Source organism: Micromonospora sp. NPDC005252 (genome assembly GCF_042872475.1).
Classification (GTDB): domain Bacteria; phylum Actinomycetota; class Actinomycetes; order Mycobacteriales; family Micromonosporaceae; genus Micromonospora.
Map to the genome: position 1 here is coordinate 119078 of NZ_JBIAKN010000002.1, position 20616 is coordinate 139693.

23 protein-coding genes are annotated in these 20616 nt (G+C 66.9%); 17 read left to right on the plus strand and 6 right to left on the minus strand.

Translation table 11 applies throughout. The annotated features are described in order from the left end of the window. Nucleotides 1–146: 146 nt before the first annotated feature. Together ACFYPH_RS06305 and ACFYPH_RS06310 are read left to right on the plus strand one after the other, a co-directional pair. Complete coding sequence (locus tag ACFYPH_RS06305; RefSeq protein ID WP_387179568.1) at nucleotides 147–335, plus strand: DUF3024 domain-containing protein; 189 nt, start codon at nucleotides 147–149, stop codon at nucleotides 333–335. Nucleotides 336–457: 122 nt separating this feature from the next. Then, the gene (locus tag ACFYPH_RS06310) at nucleotides 458–1027 is read left to right on the plus strand and encodes a peroxidase (protein WP_387179571.1); all 570 of its coding nucleotides are present in this window, start codon (nucleotides 458–460) and stop codon (nucleotides 1025–1027) included. Nucleotides 1028–1279: 252 nt separating this feature from the next. Here the strand turns inward: ACFYPH_RS06310 and ACFYPH_RS06315 are convergent, their stop codons facing one another. The 3 genes from ACFYPH_RS06315 to ACFYPH_RS06325 form a co-directional block, all read right to left on the minus strand. Continuing rightward, the gene (locus ACFYPH_RS06315) at nucleotides 1280–1699 is read right to left on the minus strand and encodes a PIN domain nuclease (protein WP_387179573.1); all 420 of its coding nucleotides are present in this window, start codon (nucleotides 1697–1699) and stop codon (nucleotides 1280–1282) included. Further along, nucleotides 1696–1905, minus strand: coding sequence for a type II toxin-antitoxin system VapB family antitoxin (locus ACFYPH_RS06320; protein ID WP_354972477.1), 210 nt, complete (start codon nucleotides 1903–1905; stop codon nucleotides 1696–1698). The genes ACFYPH_RS06315 and ACFYPH_RS06320 overlap by 4 nt, the downstream gene beginning before the upstream one ends. Before the next feature lie 116 nt (nucleotides 1906–2021). Further along, nucleotides 2022–2561 (minus strand): hypothetical protein, encoded by a 540-nt coding sequence (locus tag ACFYPH_RS06325; RefSeq protein WP_387179577.1) that lies wholly within the window; start codon nucleotides 2559–2561, stop codon nucleotides 2022–2024. Nucleotides 2562–2622: 61 nt separating this feature from the next. Between ACFYPH_RS06325 and ACFYPH_RS06330 the strand changes: the two genes are divergently transcribed. Both ACFYPH_RS06330 and ACFYPH_RS06335 read left to right on the plus strand, forming a co-directional pair. Continuing rightward, nucleotides 2623–3507: a hypothetical protein gene (locus ACFYPH_RS06330; RefSeq protein ID WP_387179580.1), complete on the plus strand. Its 885-nt coding sequence runs from the start codon at nucleotides 2623–2625 to the stop codon at nucleotides 3505–3507. Nucleotides 3508–3667: 160 nt separating this feature from the next. Further along, nucleotides 3668–4417 carry a hypothetical protein gene (locus tag ACFYPH_RS06335; protein WP_387179582.1) on the plus strand — a complete coding sequence of 250 codons (750 nt, stop codon included), beginning with the start codon at nucleotides 3668–3670 and terminating at the stop codon, nucleotides 4415–4417. On the opposite strand, the gene ACFYPH_RS06340 is transcribed toward ACFYPH_RS06335, so the two are convergent. The 3 genes from ACFYPH_RS06340 to ACFYPH_RS06350 are packed head-to-tail and all read right to left on the minus strand — an operon-like array spanning nucleotide 4402 to nucleotide 5970. After that, a complete protein-coding gene (locus ACFYPH_RS06340; RefSeq protein ID WP_387179585.1) occupies nucleotides 4402–5421 on the minus strand; it encodes an ADP-ribosylglycohydrolase family protein in 1020 nt (339 codons plus the stop codon). The genes ACFYPH_RS06335 and ACFYPH_RS06340 overlap by 16 nt on opposite strands. After that, entirely contained in the window at nucleotides 5354–5689 is a 336-nt protein-coding gene (locus ACFYPH_RS06345) for a hypothetical protein (protein ID WP_387179588.1), read from the minus strand. The genes ACFYPH_RS06340 and ACFYPH_RS06345 overlap by 68 nt, the downstream gene beginning before the upstream one ends. 2 nt (nucleotides 5690–5691) lie before the next feature. Then, nucleotides 5692–5970: a cell division protein DivIVA gene (locus ACFYPH_RS06350; protein WP_387179591.1), complete on the minus strand. Its 279-nt coding sequence runs from the start codon at nucleotides 5968–5970 to the stop codon at nucleotides 5692–5694. Nucleotides 5971–6282: 312 nt separating this feature from the next. Between ACFYPH_RS06350 and ACFYPH_RS06355 the strand changes: the two genes are divergently transcribed. The 13 genes from ACFYPH_RS06355 (at nucleotide 6283) to ACFYPH_RS06415 (ending at nucleotide 20597) form a co-directional block, all read left to right on the plus strand. Next, nucleotides 6283–6522, plus strand: a complete 240-nt coding sequence (locus ACFYPH_RS06355) for a winged helix-turn-helix domain-containing protein (protein WP_091558877.1) — start codon at nucleotides 6283–6285, stop codon at nucleotides 6520–6522. Between the two features lie 72 nt (nucleotides 6523–6594). Further along, nucleotides 6595–10179, plus strand: coding sequence for a BREX-2 system adenine-specific DNA-methyltransferase PglX (gene pglX, locus ACFYPH_RS06360; RefSeq protein WP_387179595.1), 3585 nt, complete (start codon nucleotides 6595–6597; stop codon nucleotides 10177–10179). Nucleotides 10180–10229: 50 nt separating this feature from the next. Continuing rightward, nucleotides 10230–11459, plus strand: a complete 1230-nt coding sequence (locus ACFYPH_RS06365) for a hypothetical protein (RefSeq protein WP_387179598.1) — start codon at nucleotides 10230–10232, stop codon at nucleotides 11457–11459. A 210-nt stretch (nucleotides 11460–11669) separates the two neighbouring features. After that, nucleotides 11670–12137: a DUF7008 domain-containing protein gene (locus ACFYPH_RS06370; protein ID WP_387179601.1), complete on the plus strand. Its 468-nt coding sequence runs from the start codon at nucleotides 11670–11672 to the stop codon at nucleotides 12135–12137. 386 nt (nucleotides 12138–12523) lie between these two features. Continuing rightward, nucleotides 12524–13135, plus strand: coding sequence for a hypothetical protein (locus ACFYPH_RS06375; RefSeq protein ID WP_387179604.1), 612 nt, complete (start codon nucleotides 12524–12526; stop codon nucleotides 13133–13135). 75 nt (nucleotides 13136–13210) lie between these two features. Continuing rightward, nucleotides 13211–14377, plus strand: a complete 1167-nt coding sequence (locus ACFYPH_RS06380; protein WP_387179607.1) for a hypothetical protein — start codon at nucleotides 13211–13213, stop codon at nucleotides 14375–14377. 45 nt (nucleotides 14378–14422) lie between these two features. After that, nucleotides 14423–16195: a DUF262 domain-containing protein gene (locus ACFYPH_RS06385; RefSeq protein WP_387179610.1), complete on the plus strand. Its 1773-nt coding sequence runs from the start codon at nucleotides 14423–14425 to the stop codon at nucleotides 16193–16195. A gap of 105 nt (nucleotides 16196–16300) precedes the next feature. Then, a complete protein-coding gene (locus ACFYPH_RS06390; protein ID WP_387179612.1) occupies nucleotides 16301–17308 on the plus strand; it encodes a hypothetical protein in 1008 nt (335 codons plus the stop codon). Nucleotides 17309–17343: 35 nt separating this feature from the next. Beyond that, nucleotides 17344–17748 (plus strand): hypothetical protein, encoded by a 405-nt coding sequence (locus ACFYPH_RS06395; RefSeq protein ID WP_387179614.1) that lies wholly within the window; start codon nucleotides 17344–17346, stop codon nucleotides 17746–17748. Beyond that, nucleotides 17745–18392, plus strand: coding sequence for a hypothetical protein (locus tag ACFYPH_RS06400; protein ID WP_387179617.1), 648 nt, complete (start codon nucleotides 17745–17747; stop codon nucleotides 18390–18392). The genes ACFYPH_RS06395 and ACFYPH_RS06400 overlap by 4 nt, the downstream gene beginning before the upstream one ends. 85 nt (nucleotides 18393–18477) lie before the next feature. Continuing rightward, on the plus strand, nucleotides 18478–18996 hold the full coding sequence (locus ACFYPH_RS06405) for a hypothetical protein (protein WP_387179620.1): 519 nt from the start codon (nucleotides 18478–18480) through the stop codon (nucleotides 18994–18996). A 36-nt stretch (nucleotides 18997–19032) separates the two neighbouring features. Next, on the plus strand, nucleotides 19033–19653 hold the full coding sequence (locus tag ACFYPH_RS06410) for a thymidylate synthase (RefSeq protein WP_387179623.1): 621 nt from the start codon (nucleotides 19033–19035) through the stop codon (nucleotides 19651–19653). After that, nucleotides 19650–20597, plus strand: coding sequence for a hypothetical protein (locus tag ACFYPH_RS06415; protein WP_387179626.1), 948 nt, complete (start codon nucleotides 19650–19652; stop codon nucleotides 20595–20597). Before ACFYPH_RS06410 ends, ACFYPH_RS06415 begins: the two co-directional genes overlap by 4 nt. The last annotated feature ends 19 nt before the right edge of the window (nucleotides 20598–20616 follow it).

A 20616-nucleotide genomic window follows, 5' to 3' on the forward strand; every position in this document is an offset into this window, starting at 1 on the left:
GGCTACCGGAAGCGGATGTGGCCCAGGCGCGTCGGTGGTGCCACCGGCGTGTCCCGGAGCGGGTCCGTGACCAGCTGCGGATTGAGTGTGAGGAGGCGGCCCGCCACCTGACGATCGTCGAGTGTCGTGCCCCGTGGCGAGCCGACATGGGGTCGGAGTGGACGCGGCTTCCCGTCGCGCACCTCAGGTACACCAAGAACACCGGGACCTGGACGCTGTACTACCGGGACCGCAACCTGCGGTTCCATCGGTACGACCTGGCCCCGCCAACAAGCAACATGGCGGAGCTTCTCGACGAGCTTGATCGGGACCCCACAGCGATCTTCTGGGGTTGACGGCTCCGATCACCGCCACCCGGTCCCCAGATCTCGTCGGGCACCGCGTGCGCGCCACATTTCCGACAGCGTCCGCAGTCGCAGCGGCGTACCGTTCGCGGTCGGGCGTAGGGAGGAGCCAAATGAGTTACCTGCAGCAGGCTGAGCAGTCGCCGGACACTGAGCGGCTGTTCGATGCGGACACGAAGGCGATGGGCTACCTGCCCAACTACACCCGGTTGTTCGCCCACAGCCCGGCCGTGTACCTGGCCTGGCAGCAGCTCAACGGTGCGGTGAAGGCCGAGATGGAGCTGCGCCGCTACGAGTTGGCGACCCTCGCCGCAGCCCGGGCCCTGAAGTCCTCCTACTGTGGACTGGCGCACGGGAAGGTCCTGCGAGACAAGTTCTTCGACGCGCCGACCGTCGCCGCCATCGCGTCAGACCACGGCAGCGCCGGCCTCTCCGCGCAGGAGGTCGCAGTCGTCAACTTCGCCGGAAAGGTCGCGGCCGATGCGAACTCAGTCATCGAGGCCGACATCGTGGGCCTGCGCAGTCACGGTCTCGATGACACGGAGATCTTCCGCGTGATCCTCGCCGTTGGTGCCAGATGCTTTTTCAGCACGGTACTCAGTGCTGCCGGGGCTGAGCCCGATCCGCAGTACAACGAAAGCCTCGACGTGAATCTGCGGCAGGCGCTGAGCTTCGGCGGCTAGACCCAGGAAAATCTCACCGACCGGTCTGCGATCAGGTCGGTCGGGTGCGGCAGACTGCGCCCGTGAGTCCGGTGAGCCGTGGTCGACGCCGTAACGCGAAGAAGCGATCAGTACGCGGCGGTGCGCCGCTCGTCGGCTGGACTGGCTGGACCTGGACGACCCGACCGGCTTCGACCCGGCCCGTTTCGACGCGAAGGCGGTGACCGCAGGCCTGCAGCAGGGCCGGTAGTCCGGGGACCCACCTGCGTGCGATCAGCTAGCTGTGCCGGAAGGCACCACCCAAGCCGTCGGCTGGCCGGTGATCGCCGTGATCATGTCGAAGTCACCGTCGTAGTGCAGCACGGTGGCGCCGTGGCGTTCGGCAGTGGCGGCGATCAGCAGGTCTGCCATCGACAGGGCGCGGTGGTTGCCCTTGTGGAGCGCCTGGACCTGGACGTCGATCGCCCGGTCCCAGATCTCGTCGGGCATGGCCAGCCAGTGGAAGCCGCCGAGCAGCCAACGCGCGCGCTGCGCGTCCTTCGCGGTGCGGGCACTGTGGATCACTTCGATCTCCACCGCTCCGCACACCGCCAGCAGCCCTCTCTCGGACAACTCGTCGAGCACAGGGGCCACCGTGGGCTTGGGCCAGCGGGCGAGCGCCGACTTGTCGAGAAGGTAAAGCTCCCGGCTCACGCCGCGTCCGGCTTGGTCGCGCCCGTTCCGCCGGTCAGGTCGGGAAGCCCGCCGGTCTTGAGCCAGTCGGCGAACTCGCGGCGCTTCTCCCGGTTGACCACCGCCTCAAGGGCAGCGTTGACTGTCGCCTTCTTCGTCGTTGTACCGAGGATCTTCGACGCTGCCGCGAGCAGGTCGTCGTCGACGTCCAGGATCGTTCGTGACATGGTCAGGGACCTCTCTGGCGGCAGCGAGTCAGCTCCGATGATATCAAGAACATCCTCATTTGATATCACCGTGCTCGTGGGCGTGGCCGAGCTGTGAGTTGCCCGACCGCTACGGATCACATGACGGGAGCGCCGAACAGGGACAGCAGGGCCGTCTGCTCGGGCGTCAGACGCAGCGGGGGTGATCCGTTGGTGCCGGGATAGATCCGAGCCGCATCAAGGTCCGCTCGACGGATGCTCGTCGCGATGCCGATCTTGACGCCCCGAGTTGTCAACGTTTCAAGCAGGCGGCGGGAGTCGAAGAGATACGCCGCTGATATCTGCCACTGGTGGTGCCGTACGACGCCGAGTGGGCGGGGCGGACCGCCGAACACCAGGTAGAAGTCGCAGGGATGCGGGCTGATGTCGATGCCGGTGAACGCGTCGCCGTAGGTCTTGACGTTGACAGTCCGGCCAGCGAGCGGACCGGATCGGAAGATGCCGTCGTAGCCGGCCTGGATCGCCGTACTTGCCAGCTCGATGTCGAACACCTGCACGGCGATGAACTCGCCGATGTCGCCCGGCCGGGCTGATCGCCCGGTGAGCGCCGCGATCCTGGCGTCCAGGTCGTCGCGACCATGCAGGAGCGCCGCCAACTGGTGCAACTTCTCGGTCACGGGGGTGATTCTCTGCGTTGCGCCCTGGCTTGACCAGTGAGGCATCGATAACTTTTTCGTCATGACGACCTCGGCACGGCAGCGGGTTGCGGCCTTCTGGGACGCCCACATCGAGTCCTGGCTCAACGGCGAAGATCCACTACCGCCACCACTGCCCGAGTGGTTCGGCTCGCTTGCAGGCGTCGGCCCCGGACAGGTCACCCGAGATGGCTTCCTCGAGCCCTACCATGGCGACCTGCTCGGGCTGGAACAGACGCCCCGGATGGTGGTGCTCGGGCTGAACCCGGGCGAGTACCGGCAGCGCTTCCAATCGCGGGAGGGCATCTTTGCCGACGAGATTCGGGAGGCTGGGTCGTACAGCAGATGGACTACAACCTGCCCGTACAACCGGCCGCCGTGGACCCTGCCCCACGAGATGGGGCGCAACCGGTACTACCAGGCGCGCCTTGAGTTCACCCGCCGGTGGCTGCAGGACCCGAGCACCGACCACCGTGACCTGCTGATCTTCGAGTGCTACCCATGGCACTCGAAGGCCATCACGGCTCCGCTGAGGCCGCCACCCGAGGTCATCGAGGAGTTCGTCTGGCAGCCGATCGCGGAATTGCCGGTGCAGGACGTGTTCGCCTTCGGCAAGCCCTGGAACAACCTTGCCCAAGCGCTCGGGCTGCCGCTGAAGGGCAAGCTGGGATCTGGCGGCACGGACTATGGGTCAGCGGTGCCAAGCCGGGCGGTGCGGGCGTACTCGCTGCCCTCTGGCCAGCTGCTCGTCGTCGAGTGGCATGCCGGCGCGGCCGGACCGCCGAGCGAGAAGGAGATTGCGCTCCTCCGAGAAGCGCTCACCGGAGAGGGAGCTGATGGCAGCGAGCCACCGGCGCCCCGACCCAGGGCCGGAGGTTCTGTCGAACCCGGACTCCTCGTCAGCACGGCCGAGGAGCCGTCGCCATGAGCGTCGCCAGCGACGCGTTGGCCACAGCCGGGCGGTTAGACAAGCTGCGCCGGTACATGGCCGAGCAGGTTCTCGGACCATCGGGCAACTGCGTCTGCCGAAAGTTGGCAGTTGTCAACGGGCCGTCCTGTTCGACGGACGTGGGGCGCCTCGACCGGAGGTGGAGTTCGCTGCCGGGCAGCTTTCGCACGTCGGCCGCCACTACGACTTTTCGCTCGACGGGGTACCGATCCGGATCCTGGTCATCGCCATGGACACTGCGCGACTGCGGGAGAGCGTGACACTCGAACAGCGGCACGCCGAGGTGATGGAATCCGCCAGGCTGCCGTTCAACAGCCGCAATCCGCATATGCAGGGTGTCGCCAGCGCTCTCAGGCTGGCGGTGGGCCGTGAGACGGGGTCCGATCGAGCAGGCGAGCTGCTTCACTTGGACGCCGTACGAGCGCCCGTACACCTCTTTGACGCCTACGCCATGGCGAACATGCGACTCTGCTCGGCCACAGTCGGGGAGACGATGAAGTCGCTGAGCAATCCCACGATGAGCCGCAACTGCCTCCCGCACATGGCCGCGACGATCAAGATTCTCCAGCCGACCCTGTGCATCGTGCAGGGGGTCGAGGTCTACAAGACAATCACCGCGCTGATGACCAGTCGCCGTCAGCTTGCCCCGCACCTGGAACAGGCGCGACTGGCGGGCGTCGACACGCTCGTCGCGGCATTCACCCACCCCTCCGCCCGAGGGATTCACCGTTGGGGACGGTTGACCGGCGTTCCGTACCTCTACGAGACGGTCGTCCCGGCGCTCTGGGCCGCACACCGGCTGATGGCGGGCCGACCCGCCCCAGCCGGCAATGCCACCGTGCAGCAGCAACGGAGGCCGACGGTCACGAATCGTCAGCCGCCGGGGTAGCGGCTCCACCAGTGTGGGTCGGTCGCCTCGACGTACTCGCCACCGGACGGGCTGTCCGCCAGCTGGGTCACGAGGTCCCGGGCCAGGGTGTCAGCCGGCCACGCCAGTTCCAGCCGGGATAGCCAGTCGACCGGCAGCGCGTCGACACCGTGTGCCGTTCCCAGTAAGGCGCCGGCGACCGTCGCGGCGTGGCCGCCGTCGCCGGCCGAGGCGGCGAACAGGAGCGCCTCGCGGACCGTTTCCCGCGCAGGGAACGATGCGGCCGTATAGACCCCACCGGCCAGCGCGGAAACCGCCCTCGCGTCGGGTGCGAGGCGGGTGAGTTCCTGGAGCGTGCCCGGGCGGGACCTGGCCGCGGCCACGGCCGGCGCCAGCGACCGCTCCGCCACCTCGCGCCACTCCGCAGCGTGCAGCCGCGCACTCTTTAGGGCGTCGCTGAGGCGATGTCCAGCGGCGACCAGGCGAACCACCGTGGCACCCAGCCATGCCGCCCCCAGCGCCTCACTCGAGTGCGTGAGCGCGGCGACGTCCACCGGGTTGCAGGACGGGTACAGGCCGACCGGCAGAGTCCGCGTGAGGGCGTGCGCCCCGGTGCTCGTGCCACCGGGCTTGGCTATGGTGCCCATCGTCTGCCGCTGTAACGCCGCTACCGTCGCCGGCGCTGAACCACGTCGCGCCGCCAGCGCCGGCACCCTGGACAGCCAACCGGTCGGCCAGTTCTTGTCCGGCATCGGCTCCAGCCCGGAGATGCCCTGGATGGTGGCCCAGCGATGGTACGAACGCCAGACGACGCTGGGCGGGTGGCAGATCCCCTTGTGGGCGCCGCGCACATCAGCGCGGATGAGGCCCTCGACGGTGAAGCAGGCGAGCTGGCCGGCGCTGGTGGCCCGCAAGCTTCCGCTGGCCGGCACGTTGCCGCCCGTCGCGCCGATCGCGTCACCGAGCATCAGCCCGAGTACGCAGCCCCGGGCGGTCGCGAGCTGCTCTGCCGTCACCTCGGTCATTCCGGGAAGCATAGGGGCGGGTAGCGCGGGACCGTCTCGGGGCCGGGGTGCCGGTGGCGGGGCGGAGGCCGGCGAGTTGGACGTAGATCTCGCGCTTGGCGGTCGCCTCGCCGCGCCGGTTGAGGACGTAGCCGTTCAGCCAGATCCAGCCGTGGTACGTCGGCTGGTCGGACACCGAGACGACGCGGAAGGTCAGGGCGCGGTCCCCGGCGAACTGCACCGAGGCCCGGCCGTCGACGGTGAGCAGGTCGCCGGGGGCGGGCCGCACGGTTACCAGTGACCAGAGTTCGGCGGCCGGCACTCCCGCGCGTGCAGGGTCTGCCAGTCGCGCAGCGCCCGCTTGATCCGGTCGTTCTCCCGGCTGAGCAGCCGTACCGCCTCGTTGAGGTCGGCCACCTCGTCGGCCACCCGGGCCTGAAACTCGCGTACCTCATCGGGGTCTACGCCGCACCGGCGCGCGGCGAACTTGCGGGTCCGCACCTCGTGCGGCGTCAACCGGCCCGGGTAACCGGCCGGGTAGGGCTGGCCACCTCGATACACCTGAGCCACGACGATCCTTTCCGGGGCAGGCAGGAGCGCGAAGGCTCCCGGCGGGGGGTGTGGAAGGGCGGGTCGTCCGCGCGGGGGCCGCGGACGACCCGCCCGCTCGGCCGCCGCAGCTCGATTCAGCGGTACGACAGCAGAGCAGTCCGACGGGTCGGGACGGGCGCGCACACCCGCCCCGACCAGGGGGTGAGCCGAACTCGTTGCCACGCGAGGAGCGACTCGGGACAAACATAACTAGGGAACACAGGGAAGTCAAAGCACGTTGTTTAGTGAGTCGAGCTGTGATCGAATTCGGGTTGCCACGCGAGGAGTGACATGCCCGAATCAGCCGAATATCTGCGTATTGCCGATGATGTGATGGCCGACGTGAGGTCGGGGAAGCTGAAGCCCGGTGACCGGCTGCCGTCGATCACCGAGACGCGCGCTGACTACGGCGTCAGCTACGGGACCGTGCAGTTGGCCTACGTCCGCCTCGAAGCTCTGCGGGTGATCCGGCGGCAGCAGGGCAAGGGTGTCTTCGTCACCGACCCAAAGACCTGGATGCGGGAGCCGTAGGTAGCGACCCGTCGGCCGAATGGGGCCTTACGGGTAACACCGTCACGCGAGCGGGACGACTAGAGTCGTCGCGTGATCGACCGGAAGCTGCTCTTGTCCGACCTGCAGAAGCAGGTCAAGAACCTGGAAAAGGACCTGCGGGAGCAGGCCGAGTCGGTCGAGGAGGTGCGCCTCCGCCTGCGCGGCGAGTACGACCACGCCTTCAAGGTCGGGCGTACCGCCGCCACCTGGGCGGCCTGGCGCGACGAGCGCGTGACTCAGGTCGCCGTCGCCTGGGTGCTCGGCACCGTCTTCGTACGCTTCTGCGAGGACAACGGCCTGCTGCCCGACCCGTACCTGGCCGGACCAGGCGACCGGCTGGTCCTGGCCGAGGAGGCCGAGGCGCAGTTCTTCCGCGACCGGCCCGAGGAAACCCTGCGCGGCTGGCTGGAGCAGGGCTTCGACGCCATCGCCAGCACCCAGGCAGGCAAGTCGCTCTTCGACAAGCAGCACAACCCGCTCTACCAGATTCCGCTGTCGCACGACGCTGCCAAGGAGCTGATCGGCTTCTGGCGCCGGCGCGGCGAGACCGGCAATCTGATCCACAGCTTCCGGGATGAGTATTGGGACACCCGTTTCCTCGGCGACCTCTACCAGGACCTCTCCGAGGCGGCCCGCAAGACCTACGCCCTGCTGCAGACGCCGGAGTTCGTCGAGGAGTTCATCCTCGACCTGACTCTGACACCGGCGATCGACGAGTTCGGCCACGACGTGGTCAAAATGATCGACCCGACCTGCGGCTCGGGCCACTTCCTCCTCGGCACGTTCCATCGGATGCTCAAGCAGTGGGAGCAGCACGCCTCCAACCGCGACCCCCACGAGCGGGTCCGCCTCGCCCTCGACGCCGTACACGGTGTCGACATCAACCCCTTCGCGGTAGCCATCGCCCGCTTCCGTCTCCTGGTCGCCGCTCTGCGTGCCTGCGATGTCAAGACTCTCGCTGACGCGGCCGACCACGTCTTCCCGCTGCATCTCGCAGTAGGCGACTCTCTCATCAAAGCGCGTCAGCTCTCCCTCTTCGGGGACGGCTCTGATGAGCTCGCCAGTCTCCAATACAGCACAGAGGACGTGCAGGATCACCGAAGCATCCTTGCGGAAGGTCGCTACCACGTAGTGGTCGGTAACCCGCCCTACATTGCTGTCAGCGATGAGGCGGCCAACCGTACCTACCGCGAGATATACCCGGACGTATGCCACCGACAATATGCCCTATCGGTTCCCTTCGCAAAACGTTTCTTCGAGCTGGCCGCGACAGCGAACGGCGACGGCCGTGGTGCAGGATATGTCGGCCAAATCACCGCTAACTCATTTATGAAGCGTGAGTTCGGCAGAAAGTTGATTGAAGACTTCTTTGCTCATAAGGTCGAACTGACTCATGTGGTCGACACCTCAGGCGCATACATTCCCGGGCATGGGACACCAACCTTAATCCTCGTTGGTCGGCGGAAGGACCGTAACAGAACCAAAATGGTGCGAGCAGTACTTGGGATCCGGGGAGAACCGAAGGTGCCGGAAACCCCGGCTCAGGGCGTTGTTTGGGGCGCGATTGTCACTCAAATTCTTGAGGCTGGATCAGAGAGTGAATGGGTGAGTGTGGCTGATCTTCCTCGGAGTGCCCTGAGTAGTTACCCTTGGAGTCTGACCGGCGGTGGAGCCAGTGCTGTCGTCCGCCTAGTTGAAGACGGCCGGCCTCGAATGAACGAAGTGATCGAGGCGATCGGGCGTACCACTCATACCGGCCTTGACGAGGCCTTTTACCTCTCGAAATCGGCAGCAATTACGCGAGGCGTTACAAGCAGCACGGTGCCGGTCGTCCTTGGCGAAGACGTTCGGGACTTCACCGTGGATGCATCGCTGCGCACGCTCTTCCCTTACGATGAACGGGGTCTTACGAGGGACGTCGGCCAGACTGAGAAGCGATTTTACTGGCTGAACAGAACGGCGCTGCGGCACCGAATGGACTTCGGACAGACGCCTGAGGAACGAGGACTGCGTTGGTTCGACCACAGCATGTTCTTCGGGAAGAGGTATCGCACGCCTCTGTCTATTGCGCTCCCGTTCGTCGGTACGCATAACCACTTCGCGCTGGATCGAGGTGAGAAGGTCTTCAAGCAGACTGCGCCAGTGATCAAGCTTGCGGAGGGGGCTTCGGAGGACGATCACCGTCGACTGCTAGGGGTGCTTAACAGTTCGACCGCTTGCTTTTGGCTCAAGCAGGTCAGTTACCCGAAGGGTGGCGACCCGATTGGCGATGACGGTGCGCGTGTCAGCGCGGAGGCGTGGTCGGATCGGTATGAGTTCACTGGTACAAAGCTTCAGGAATTTCCGCTGCCGCCCGCGTACCCCCTTGAACTGAGCCGGGAGATCGACGGGCTGGCGCAGCGGCTCGCTACGGTGAGCCCGGCGGCGGTCGCGGCCTCTGGAGTGCCCACCCGCGAGCGGCTGGTTGCCGCTCGCGATGAGTGGCATTCGATCCGGGCGCGGATGATCGCGTTGCAGGAGGAATTGGACTGGCAGGTCTACTCGCTTTACAGACTGCTGGACGAGGAGTTGACCGCGCCGGCCGGCTCGGTGCCGGAGTTGAAGCTGGGGGAGCGGGCGTTCGAGATCGTGCTCGCGCGCAAGATGCGCGACGAGGGCCTGGAGACGCAGTGGTTCGCCCGGCATGGGTCAACGCCGATCACGGAGCTGCCGGCGCACTGGTCGAACGAGTACCGGGCGGTGGTGGAGCGGCGGATCGCGGTCATCGAGGGCAACCGCAACATCGGGCTGATCGAGCGGCCGGAGTGCAAGCGGCGCTGGGCCACCGACGGCTGGGACGCGATGCAGGCGAAGGCGCTGCGCGACTGGCTGCTGGACCGGTGCGAGGCGCGTGAGCTGTGGTACCACCACGTCGACGGCCTGGAGCAGCCGCGCCCGCTGACCACCGCCCAGCTCGCCGACGAGCTGCGCCGCGACGCCGACGTGCTCACCGTCGCCAACCTCTACGCGCCCGGTCAGGATCTCGGCAAGGTGGTCGCCGACCTGGTCGCCGACGAGCACGTGCCGCACCTGGCCGCGCTGCGCTACAAGGACTCCGGCCTGGCTAAGCGCGCCGACTGGGAGCAGGTGTGGGACCTGCAGCGGCAGGAGGACGCGCTGCCCGACGAGGCGGCGAAGCGGGAGTTCCGCAAGCAGATCCCGGTGCCGCCGAAGTACACCTCGGCGGACTTCCTCAAGGGCAGCTACTGGAAGCACCGGGGCAAGCTCGACGTGCCCAAGGAGCGGTTCGTGTCGTACCAGGGTGCCAGCCGCGACGGTGACCCGTCGCTGCTGGTCGGTTGGGCGGGCTGGGATCACCGCGAGCAGGCCCAGGCCCTGGCCACGCTGATCGTCGCCCGCGAGCAGGAGGACGGCTGGGCCGCCGACCGGCTGCTGCCGCTGGTCGCGGGGTTGCGGGAGATCCTGCCGTGGGTACGCCAGTGGCACGGCGAGTTCGACCCGGAGTGGGGCGCCTCGCCGGCGGACATCTACGCCGGCTTCCTCGCCGAGACCACCAACCGCCTCCACCTCACCGATGACGCCCTTACCTCCTGGCGCCCGCTGAAGGCCGTCCGTGGCCGCAAAGCTAAGCAGTGACAGAGCACAGGTCATCGCTGTCCACCCCTTCCGCACGTCAGGAGTCGACAATGGTTAACGAGATTCAGCTGATCAGTGACGGCGATGGACTGGCGGTCATTGGAGATCCGACGGCCGTCGAACGTTTCCTCGTCTCCGAGGGACTGCCGTCGGTGGACCTCGGCCTGCCTCGGCTCGGGTCTGTCCTCAGTGCCGGGGCGGCAGCGGCACAGACGGGTTCCGAGATCGCCGCCCACTCGGGTCGCTGGGTGCAGCTGACCAAGGAGTCCGCGCAGACTGTCCACAAGTTCGGTCTGATGCCGACCAAGACTCCAGGCGTCAGCCACGCGATGGTGGGGGATCCGGGCTCGATCCAGAAATGGCTCCAGATCTCGAAGGTGCACGGAGCGAACCCGGCGCTGCTGAGCGGTGCTGCGGGGATCATGGCGCAGTTTGCGATGCAACAGAGCATGAAGGAGATCACCGACTATCTCGCCACGATCGACGAGAAGGTCGACGATGTGCTCCGCGCCCAGAAGGACGCCGTGTTGGCCCGCATGATCGGAGTCGGCTTCGTCATCGAGGAGGCCATGACCATCCGAGAGGCGAGGGGCCGGGTCGACGAGATCACGTGGTCGAAGGTGCAGGGCGCGCCGGCGACGATCGCAGAAACCCAGGCGTACGCGTTGCGTCAACTTGACGCACTCGCGGAGAAGCTGGAGCGCAAGACCACGATCGGTGATCTCGCCAAGGCGGCGAAGGAAGCAGAAACGAAGGGACAGGAGTGGCTCGCCGTCCTGGCTCGTTGCTTCCAGCTGCAGGACGCGATCGCTGTGCTCGAACTCGACCGGGTGCTGGACGCGTCGCCGGAGGAGTTGGACGGGCATCGCCTCGGGCTGAGGACTGCCCGGCAGAACCGGCTGGAACTCATCTCCCGGTGCACCGAGCGCCTGCTGGCCCGGATGAACGCGGCTGCGGGCAGAGCCAACGCCAAGGTGCTGCTGAATCCGATGGACTCCCCGGCTGTGGTGAAGTCGAGCAACCATGTCTCGATCGCCATCGTCGAGTTCCACGGGCGGCTCGGGATCGAGGGCGCTCGCCAGTCGTCGGAGGCGAGACGATGGACGGACGCGGCCATGGAGGTGAGGGACAAGGCGCTCGAGACGGGAGCAGACGGCGTTGGTGCCGCCAGGCGCCTCGGCGACGAGACCCTCGGCCGAGCCAAATGGGCGACGGGCAAGCTCTCCAGCCGGATCGCCGAGCGAGCGCTCCGCCAGCGCGGGGACGACAAGGACGAGTGAGTCAACACCGACCGTCAGCCACGCGGGCTCTCCGATGGGACTGCCGGCTCCGCCCGCACCCTCGATTGCGGTAAGCGCGATGTGGGACCTGCCCCGGCAGGAGGACGCGCTGCCCGGCGAGGCGGCGAAGTGGTAGTTCCGCAAGCGGATCCCTGTGCCGCCAAAGTACACCTCGGCGGACTTCAGCTCGACGTGCCCAAGGAGCGGTTCGTGTCGTACCCCGGCGCCAGCCGCGACGGTGACCCGTCGCTGCTGGTCGGCTGGGCGGGCTGGAATCACCGCGAGCAGGCCCAGGCCCTGGCCACCTTGATCGTGGCCCGTGAGCAGGAGGACGGCTGGGCCGCCGACCGGCTGGTGCCGCTGGTCGCGGGGTTGCGCCAGATCCTGCCCTGGGTACGCCAGTGGTACGGCGAGTTCGACCCGGAGGTGGGGTTCGTCGCTGGCCGACATCTATGGCGGCTTCCTCGCCGAGACCACCAACTGGCTGCACCACACCGGAGAGGCGATGACCTCCTGGCGACCGGCCAAGGCGACCCGCGGCAGGAAGGATGCGAATTGATGTCGTCACCCTTCCGCCGCGACATCGGCTATCTGTATGTGGATCCCGGTCGCGATGTCCGAACAATTAGAGGCGAATACTGGACTACGATGAAAGGTTGCCGTGGCCCGCAGAACTAGGACCTCCGCACCGTTCCCCGGCGTTATCGTACTGATAATAGGTGGATTCTGTGGATGGGGAATCTGCACCGGTAGCTCATCTTGGAGTGAGAAGATTCCAATGGCGATCGGCGCGGCGATCGGCTTGTTCCTCGCGTACGCTCTCCATACCGGGGACGGTAGGCGACGGTAGAGGCGCGCGGCCAGACACGTCCGGCGTCTGCCAGGTTGCGTTTCCGACCCTCCGTTCTAGAGTGGACGCAAGAATCCCCGGGCAGTCGTCAGCCCTGAGCCATTCGTCGATTCTGAGGAGCAGGAGGAGGACCGGTCGGGGATGTGCCCACTGTCGGCCGCTCGGCTGTCTCGTCCAGACCGTATAGGGACCCTAGCCCCGCCGTGGCAACCTGATGACCGTGGAAACCTTCGGCGCGCAGCTTCCGGCCCTCGTCGGCGTGCTGGTCGGAACACTTGGAACGATCCTGGCTACCACGCTCGCCGACCGTGCACGATGGAAGCGAAGCCAGGACGTCCGCTGGGACGAGCGGCGGCTCGAGGCCTACGTCGAGTACGCCCGGGCGATCAAGGAGATCCATGCGATCGCGTTGCGAATGACCGCTGCTGACCGGCCGGCCTCGCGTAGTCATCGCATCGATCGAGAGGCGGGCATCGCGATGCTGGCCGAGGCAGACGTCCGCCGGACTCTGGTGTGGGAAAGCATGCTCCTGCTCGGTGATGAGCGGACGGTGGCTGCGGCGCGGACCTGGCGAGATGCCGTCTGGCAGGTGGAGCACCGTGCGCGAGGGTTCGCCGACCAGCCGGGCGATGTCGCGAGCCTGCTCAACCGCGCTGATGAGGCGCGAGACGGTTTCTACCGTGCGGCTCGGTCGAGTCTCGGTGTGCGGGGTGGCTCAGTCGCGCAGTCGGCGATGCTGAAAAGAGAGCTCGCGGCCGAACTGCTCGCCGCGCCGCAGCCGGCAGTGAGCCGTCAGGTATCCGACAGCAGGGGCGCCAGCAACTAGCACATCAGGTGCGTGTACGTCAGTCCGGTTCCGCGCGGGCGACGCGACCGGGGGTTGGTCGGTACGGTATCCCGCATGTCTTCGCCCACCCCCGCGCCGCCGGACGACGTCGGCGAGCTGGCCGACGCCCTGGCGCAGCGGCAGTCTCGCCTGTGGCAGGTCACCAGCCCGGGCGAGTTGGCTGCCTGGGCGCTCGCCGAACCGGAGCCGGTGCCGCTCGACCCGGGGCCGGCCGATTTTGACGGTGACTGGACGGACGGCCTCGACGGAAGCCAGCAGGCTGCGTGGGCGCTCGCCGGCTGGGTCACTCGGATGACCGTGCCCGAAGCCGCGGCCACCGCCGGCAGGCATTGGCTGCTGTCCCGGATCCATCATGGTGGCGGGTCACTGCTGCGGCTGACGGTGGGCGTCCTGGAAACCTTCGGTGTCCTAGAGGACGGCGCGGAGGTGTGGCTGCGGGTCTTCGCGGCGCCGCTCGACAGCGCCGCCGATGGCGGCGCGCTCGACGCGGACGAGTGGGAACGGCGCGGTGTCGAACTCCTACGGGACGGCACCAAGACCCTCGCTGACGACAAGTACCTGCTGCGTTGCCCAGACATCCGTACCGCGCAGTGGTTGCTGCGGCAGCCGCCGGTCCTGGCCGGCGCGCGGATGCTCAACGGGTGGGTGGCCGCCGGGCCATTCCCCTTCGCGGGCAGATACCGGCCGGAAACCGCAGCACGCGCCTGGCTGGCCGCCGAGACGCTGCTCGATGCTGAGTCGCAGGCCGCACCCCCCATCGGTGGCTGGGGCTTCGACCGGCCGTACGCCGGCTCGTCGGTACCCGTCGAACTGCCTCCTCAGCGGTCGTTCGACGCAGCGGCCTACCGGGCCGGGGTGAGCGAGCACGACCGACTCTGCCGAGTGCTGGTCGACCACCTAACTGCGTCAGGGATACCGGCCGGCGCCGGACTCGCCGGGGTGAACGTCGACCTGGCCTGGCGCGACACCAGCGGGCGGCAGTTCATCGCCGAGGTGAAGAGCGTGGTCGACGGCAACGAGGTCGAGCAGCTCCGGCTCGGACTCGGCCAGGTCCTCGAATATCGGCACCGACTGGCGGCGCTCGGCATGCCGGTCACCGTCGTCCTGCTGGTGAGCCGCGTTTCCGACCCCAGTTGGCAGCAGGTCTGCGCGGCGAACGGCGTCGCCCTCCTCGCCGGTGACGCGGATGCGGCGTGGTTGCCGCTGACTGCTCGGACGTAGGCCCTATCCCGCTCTGACCCCACCCGTCGACCCGAAGGACTCCTCATGGGCTTCCAGAATGCGATAACGATCGCCGAGGCGGTGAAGAAGATCCAGCGTCGTGAGTTGGTGCTTCCCGCTATACAACGTTCGTTCGTCTGGAACGACGACCAGATGTGCCGCCTCTTCGACAGCATCTTGCGGGGTTATCCGATCGGGTCGTTCCTGTCCTGGCGCGTGCAGCCGGAGACGTCGGGCCAGTTCAGGTTCTACGAGTTCATGCGGGAGTACCACGAGAAGGACAACCGGCACAGCCGCGAGCTGGACCTGCCTCCGGGCCAGGCGGTCACCGCTCTCCTCGACGGGCAGCAGAGGCTGACGTCATTGAACGTTGCCTTGCGCGGCTCGTACGCGAGTCGCGTCCGCTACGGCCGTCACAACCAGGCCAAGTCATTCCCCGCCCGTCGCCTTCACCTCAACGTGCTGAAGAACGCGGGAGAGAACGACCGGGGGATGACGTATGACTTCCGGATGCTCGCCGAACCCGTGACGCAACCGTCGGATGGTTCCGCGTACTGGTTCCCGGTCTACCGCCTGTTCGAGATGACGAACTTCGGGGCGCTTATGGGCGTTCTGGCCTCGCACGGACTGGGCAACAACGCACATGCCGCGACGGTCATCGGCGACCTGTTCAACGCCATCCACAGCGAGCACACGCTGCACTTCTACGAGGAGTCGAGCCAGGACATCGACAAGGTCCTCGACATCTTCATCCGGGTCAACTCCGGCGGCACCGTCCTGTCGCAGAGCGACCTCCTCCTCAGCATCGCCACAGCGCAGTGGGACAAGCGCGACGCGCGCAAGGAGATCCAGTCGCTGGTGGACACGCTCAACGGCCCCGACCAGCGGTTTTGGTTCAGCAAGGACGTGGTGCTCAAGAGCGGCCTGATGTTGACCGGCGTGGCTGACGTCGGCTTCAAGGTTCGCAACTTCAACCGGGACAACATGGCCCGGTTGGAGGAGCAGTGGGACGACGTCAGCTCCGCGCTGACTGTCGCCGCCGGCCTGCTCGGGGACTTCGGCTTGTCCTCGACCACGCTGACCGCCAACAGCGTCCTCATACCGATCGCGTACTACGTCCATCGGCGTGGTCTCGACGAGCGTTACCGTGAGCGTCCAGCAGAGCGCAACGATCGGGCGGCGATTCGCTCCTGGGTGATTCGGAGTCTCCTGAAGTCCGGTGTCTGGGGGTCCGGTCTCGACACGCTGCTCCGGGAGTTGCGCGAGGTGATCAACAAACACGGCGCGGACTCCTTTCCCGTCGCGCAACTCGAGGCGCGCATGGCAGCCCGTGGTAAGGCCCTCACCTTCACTCCCGAGGAGGTCGAGGACCTCATGCAGTGGCAGTACGGGGGCGTGGGTACCTTCCCCGTCCTGGCGATGCTGTTCCCGCACGTCAACACGAGGAACAACCATCACGTCGACCACGTCTTTCCACGATCGCTGCTGACCACGCCGAAGCTCAAGAAGCACCGCTCCTTCACGGAGGAGCAACTGGACGACGCCATCTGGTACCGGGACAGTCTCGCCAACCTCCAGCTGATCGAGGGCGCGGAGAACATCGCGAAGAAGGACCGCTTGCCCGAGAAGTGGGCGCGGGCCACCATGACCGACGAGGCCTACGCCAGCTACCTCCAGCTAAACGCCCTGCCCGGGCTACCGACGTCGCTGGACGATTACCTCGGATGGTGCGAACAGCGTCACCACCTCCTCGGTCGTCGGTTGGCTGAGCTCCTCGGCACGACATGGTCGGGTGCGGAGGGGGCGCCGGCAAGTTGACGGCCGCCCAGGACGCTTGACCGGTCGTCATGAGAACGAGAGGATCGGGTCATCGACCGGCGTCGGTGTAGCGGCTGTCGCATCACTTCCCGGGCGGAGGTCCGAGTGGTCAGCAGTGTGTCGGTGTCCGGACCGAATGACAGACCCCTACTGGCCAGGGCCTATCGGCTCGTGAATGTCGGCGGGGGCGAATACGCCTTCACCGATCTCCGCGAGACGTCCCTCGGCGGTGTGCAGACCCGGCAGTTCCGCTTCTTCACTCCGGTGAAACGGGAGCGGATGCGGCTGCCCACGTCGCTTCCCGAGTTCGCCGAACTGCGCCACGTGGCCAACCTCTCCGACAGCCCGGTGACGGTCGCTGCGGCTATTGGCGGGCACTGGACCGAGCACAACCTGGCGGCCATTACCCACGTTGCCGCGTGCAACTTCCGGTGTTCCTACTGCTACGTCGACTACCGCCATCTGGCCGGCCGCGACAGCTTCGTCGCCGCCGCGGACGCCGTGGTGGACGACTTCGTCGCGCTCCGCGGGATGGCGCTTGAGACGGGCCGCAAGCTCAGCCTGCTGCGGGTGAGCGGCGGCGAGCCCCTGCTCGCCCCGTCCCTCGTCATCGAGATCTACCGCGTCCTGGTCGAACGTGGACTGCTCCCGTCCGTCGTCCTCAAGGTGGAGTCGAACCTCTCGGCCCTCCCTTACGCCTGGGGGCAGGGCAGCGTGCGACTCGCCGCACCGGAACGCGACTGGCTGCGTCGAATCAAGCTGCACACCACCCTGCACCATCCACCCGGCAGCGGTAACTGGCCGGCCATCAGGGACGGGATCGCCTTCGCGCTCGAACTGGGCTTCGACGTGTTCCCGGCGGTCGGTGCCACCGACTGGACCCCACTCCAACTCGAGACGCTCTTCGACGAGTTGACCAGAATCAGCACAGGGCTTCCGCGAAGGCTCGCGGTACGGCCGTTCCATCTGGACTATCCCGCGCTCGCCGACCGTCGGCGGCTGCCTCGACCGGCCGAGTCCGAAGCGCCCTCGGCGGTCTGGGAGAAAATTCTCCGCCGGCGACTTGGTGTGGATTACCTAGAACGCCCTCGACATCTGATACCGCTCACCTGAGGAAATGCTGACCCGCACATGGAGGAACGACGTCGGTGATCGAGGCCATCACAATTTGCAGCAGCTCAAAGTTCTACGACACCGCGCAGCGCGCGGAGGCGGCGTTCCGTGCTCTGGGAATGACCGTCTACACCCCCCGTTATGACTACAACGAGCAACGGGTGACCGTCCACGAGTCGGACAAGGTCCAGCTCACCCGCGAATTTCTCGCGAAGATCTCCAAGTCCGACGCGGTCTTTGTCGTCGCCAACGGTGGCTACGCGGGCGTCAGCGTGTGTATTGAGGTCGGCTACGCAGTCGGACAGGGCAGGGCCGTCCTCTTTTCCGAGCAGCCGGCCGAGTTCGCGCTCCGGGCATTGGTCGACGCGGTGGTCCCGGTCGACCACATCGACGCGGAGGTGCGGTCGCTGAACAGGGCTGCGGCGAGGACGCCATTGTGATTGTCGCGGCGCCTGGCTCGTCCAGCCGACTGTACGGCCCGGTCCGGGACGTCGTCGGCAGTCTCTTCGCCGGTCTGGGTGAGGCGCATCCAAGGTCGCTGTGGCACCGGTCAGGTGACGACACGCTCGTCTTCTGCCGCGGTTTCGACGTACCCGAACTGGTGGCGTCTGAGGCTGTCGACGTGGGCATCACGGGTTACGACGTCTGTGTCGAGTGGTGGCTCGCCCACGGCCGGGCGCTCCGCATGCACGCGCTGCCGGCAATCCGCACGTCCTTTGTCACCTATTGCACCGTCGCGGGCCGAGAAATCGACACGATCTACACGGAGTACCCGGCCATCACGCGTGCGTGGCTGGCCGCGCGGGCCGAGGCGCGACCGGTCAGGATCGTTCAACTGCATGGATCAACCGAAGGCGTCATCCGTGCTGACCGCCACGGTGCCGGTGTGCTTCTCGTGACGTCGGGTGAGACCCTGGCGGCGAACGGGCTGGATGTGGAAGTGCCTCTTCTCGCCACCGACGTGTGCGTCGTGACCCGTACGTCGCCGCCCCGCGGGCAGAGGCTGATCGATCTGGACGCTCTGCCGGTGTTGGGCATCCCTGGTTTCTGCGACAGCGCGCCACAGCCGGAACGTGTCGCGTGAGCCGAGGCTGGGGAAAAGACCCGTGAGGTGGAGTTGGGTCGACGTCGAGCGGCCGGGCCACCTGGGATCCCGCCGGCCGGCGCTGGTGGCGCAATGGGACGAGCAGTTCGGACCGGGCCGCTGGCGCCTTGCCTGGCGCATCGGGCCGGTGTCGCATCCGTGGCCAGGAGCACTCGCCCTCTACGAGGACGCCTATTTCCGGCGGCTCGTCGCCGATCCGGAGCTTCGCAGGACGTTGCTGACCGGGGCACGCAACGTCTACGACGTCAGCGTCGACGACGTGGAGTCGGGATTGGACTACACCTGCCAACGGCCGGGCGCACAGCATCTCCAGGACATCGCGGTGCGGCGGGTGCTCGTGCGGCTCGGCATCTGGTTCGAGGGAGTGGACCTGGTCCGCCTGCGGCGCCGGGACACCAATGACCTCTCGCCGGGCGCCTGCCTTGATTCCGGAGCCGTGAGATTCCACCGGCCCGACCTGATCGTTCAGCCCGTTCTCACCGGGTGGTGGGACACCGACAGTATCGAGGCGTTCTACCAGTCGAACAAGTATCTGCAGACGTTGTCCGGCCCGCCGCTTGCCGGTGACGGAATAAAGGGGTGACGTGCGTGATGTTGAGACCGCCAGGAGGACCTACCGGTGGAGCTTGAGGTGGCAACCGTCTCGTCCGGCTGGCACGACGTCATCTCGGTGTTCTCGCGTCACCTGCCGACCCGGGTCGCGACACGGCACGGCATCTGTTTCGACATCCCGGGGCTGACGGTATGGCTGCAGAACCCGGCAGACCTGACACCCCCGCCCGGTTACCTGTATCCGGAACTGATCAAGGATTACCGGGACCGAATCTTCGGCGATCAGCGCGAGTCGTCGCTGCTCCATCAACGGTTGCGCAGGTGGCCCACGGCCGATGGATCGCCGGTCGACCAGTTCGAGCAGGCCGTCGCCATGCTCCGACAGGATGAGCACAGCCGCTCGGCCGTGTTCTCCATGTGGCGGCCGGACGAGGACCTCGGAGGCCGCTTCCCGGTTTCGCCGGTCGGCGGTGCCCTGAGGATCGTCGGCGGTGACCTGGTCCTCTTCCTGACAGCGCGGAGTGTCGATGTATGGGTCGGCTTTGTTCCGGAGCTGCTCACCTTCGCCCAGCTGGCATCGGACGCCGCGCTCGCTCTGGGGCTGGGCGGCAGCAAGGTCTGCTACCACTCGTTCAGCACTCACCTGTACGAGGTCGACTACCTCACCTACCTCGCGGGGGCGCAGTGACACGATCGCTCACGCTGCTGGACAGCGGTCTGGTCGACACGCACACCATCGACAAGGTCCTGCAGGCGGTCGTGTTCTTCTCCGACCGCATCGTCCTGCGGGCCTCCTTCGAGGTCGCCGCCGCATACCGCGAACGCGCTTCCGAGATCAACCGACGCATCGACGAGCTGCACGAAGCCGGACTGCTGAGGCTCTGGGGTCACGAGTACGAGGTCAATGACGGCGGCAGGGTGAGGTTCGGGCGGGGCGCGGGCCCAGGACGCCGCGCCGACCTGGTGATCCCGCAGCGGCAGATGCGGGAGAGCCTGACCCGCATGGACGAAGTGATGCGGGCGATCCGGGAAGAGGCGTACCGGCAGTCCGAGGTTGGGGCCCCTGCCCTCCGGCAGGGGCCGGCGGAGATCGTCAGCCTGCGCAACCACATGGCTTCCCTCGTCATCTCCTCGGAACTCAAGCAGGACGGCATGTTGTCCAATCCCGCAGTGAAGGCCCAACTCGCCAAGAGCCTCGGACGGCCGCCGTCGGAACGCTTCGATGCGGCGGTCGTTCGAGACGTGCTGGGGCAACTTCAGATCGGCCCCCTGGACCAGCTGAGCGTCGACCAGATCATCGAGTCGCGACGATACAACGCCGACTTCCGAAGCTTGCTTGACGAATCGCTGCTAGCGGTCTCGCGGGGCTACGACCCTGTCCTCACCCCCGAAGCAACGGCGCGCGAGCTGGCCCGCCGCTACCGCGAGACCGTCGCGGAGTTCGCCCGGCCCCAGATCGCCGGTCAGGTGGCGCAGGAAGTGGTATGGGACGTCCTGGGCGCCACCGTGCCGTCAACCGTCGTCTTCAAGTACGGTCTCCGCGCGCTCACTTGGCGAAAGGCGGTGCAGAGGGCGAAGCCCTTCCTGCTGCTGATGCACCTCGAACGGGCGGCCCGGCAGCGGTTCCCGTAATCACCACCGCTCCGGTCAT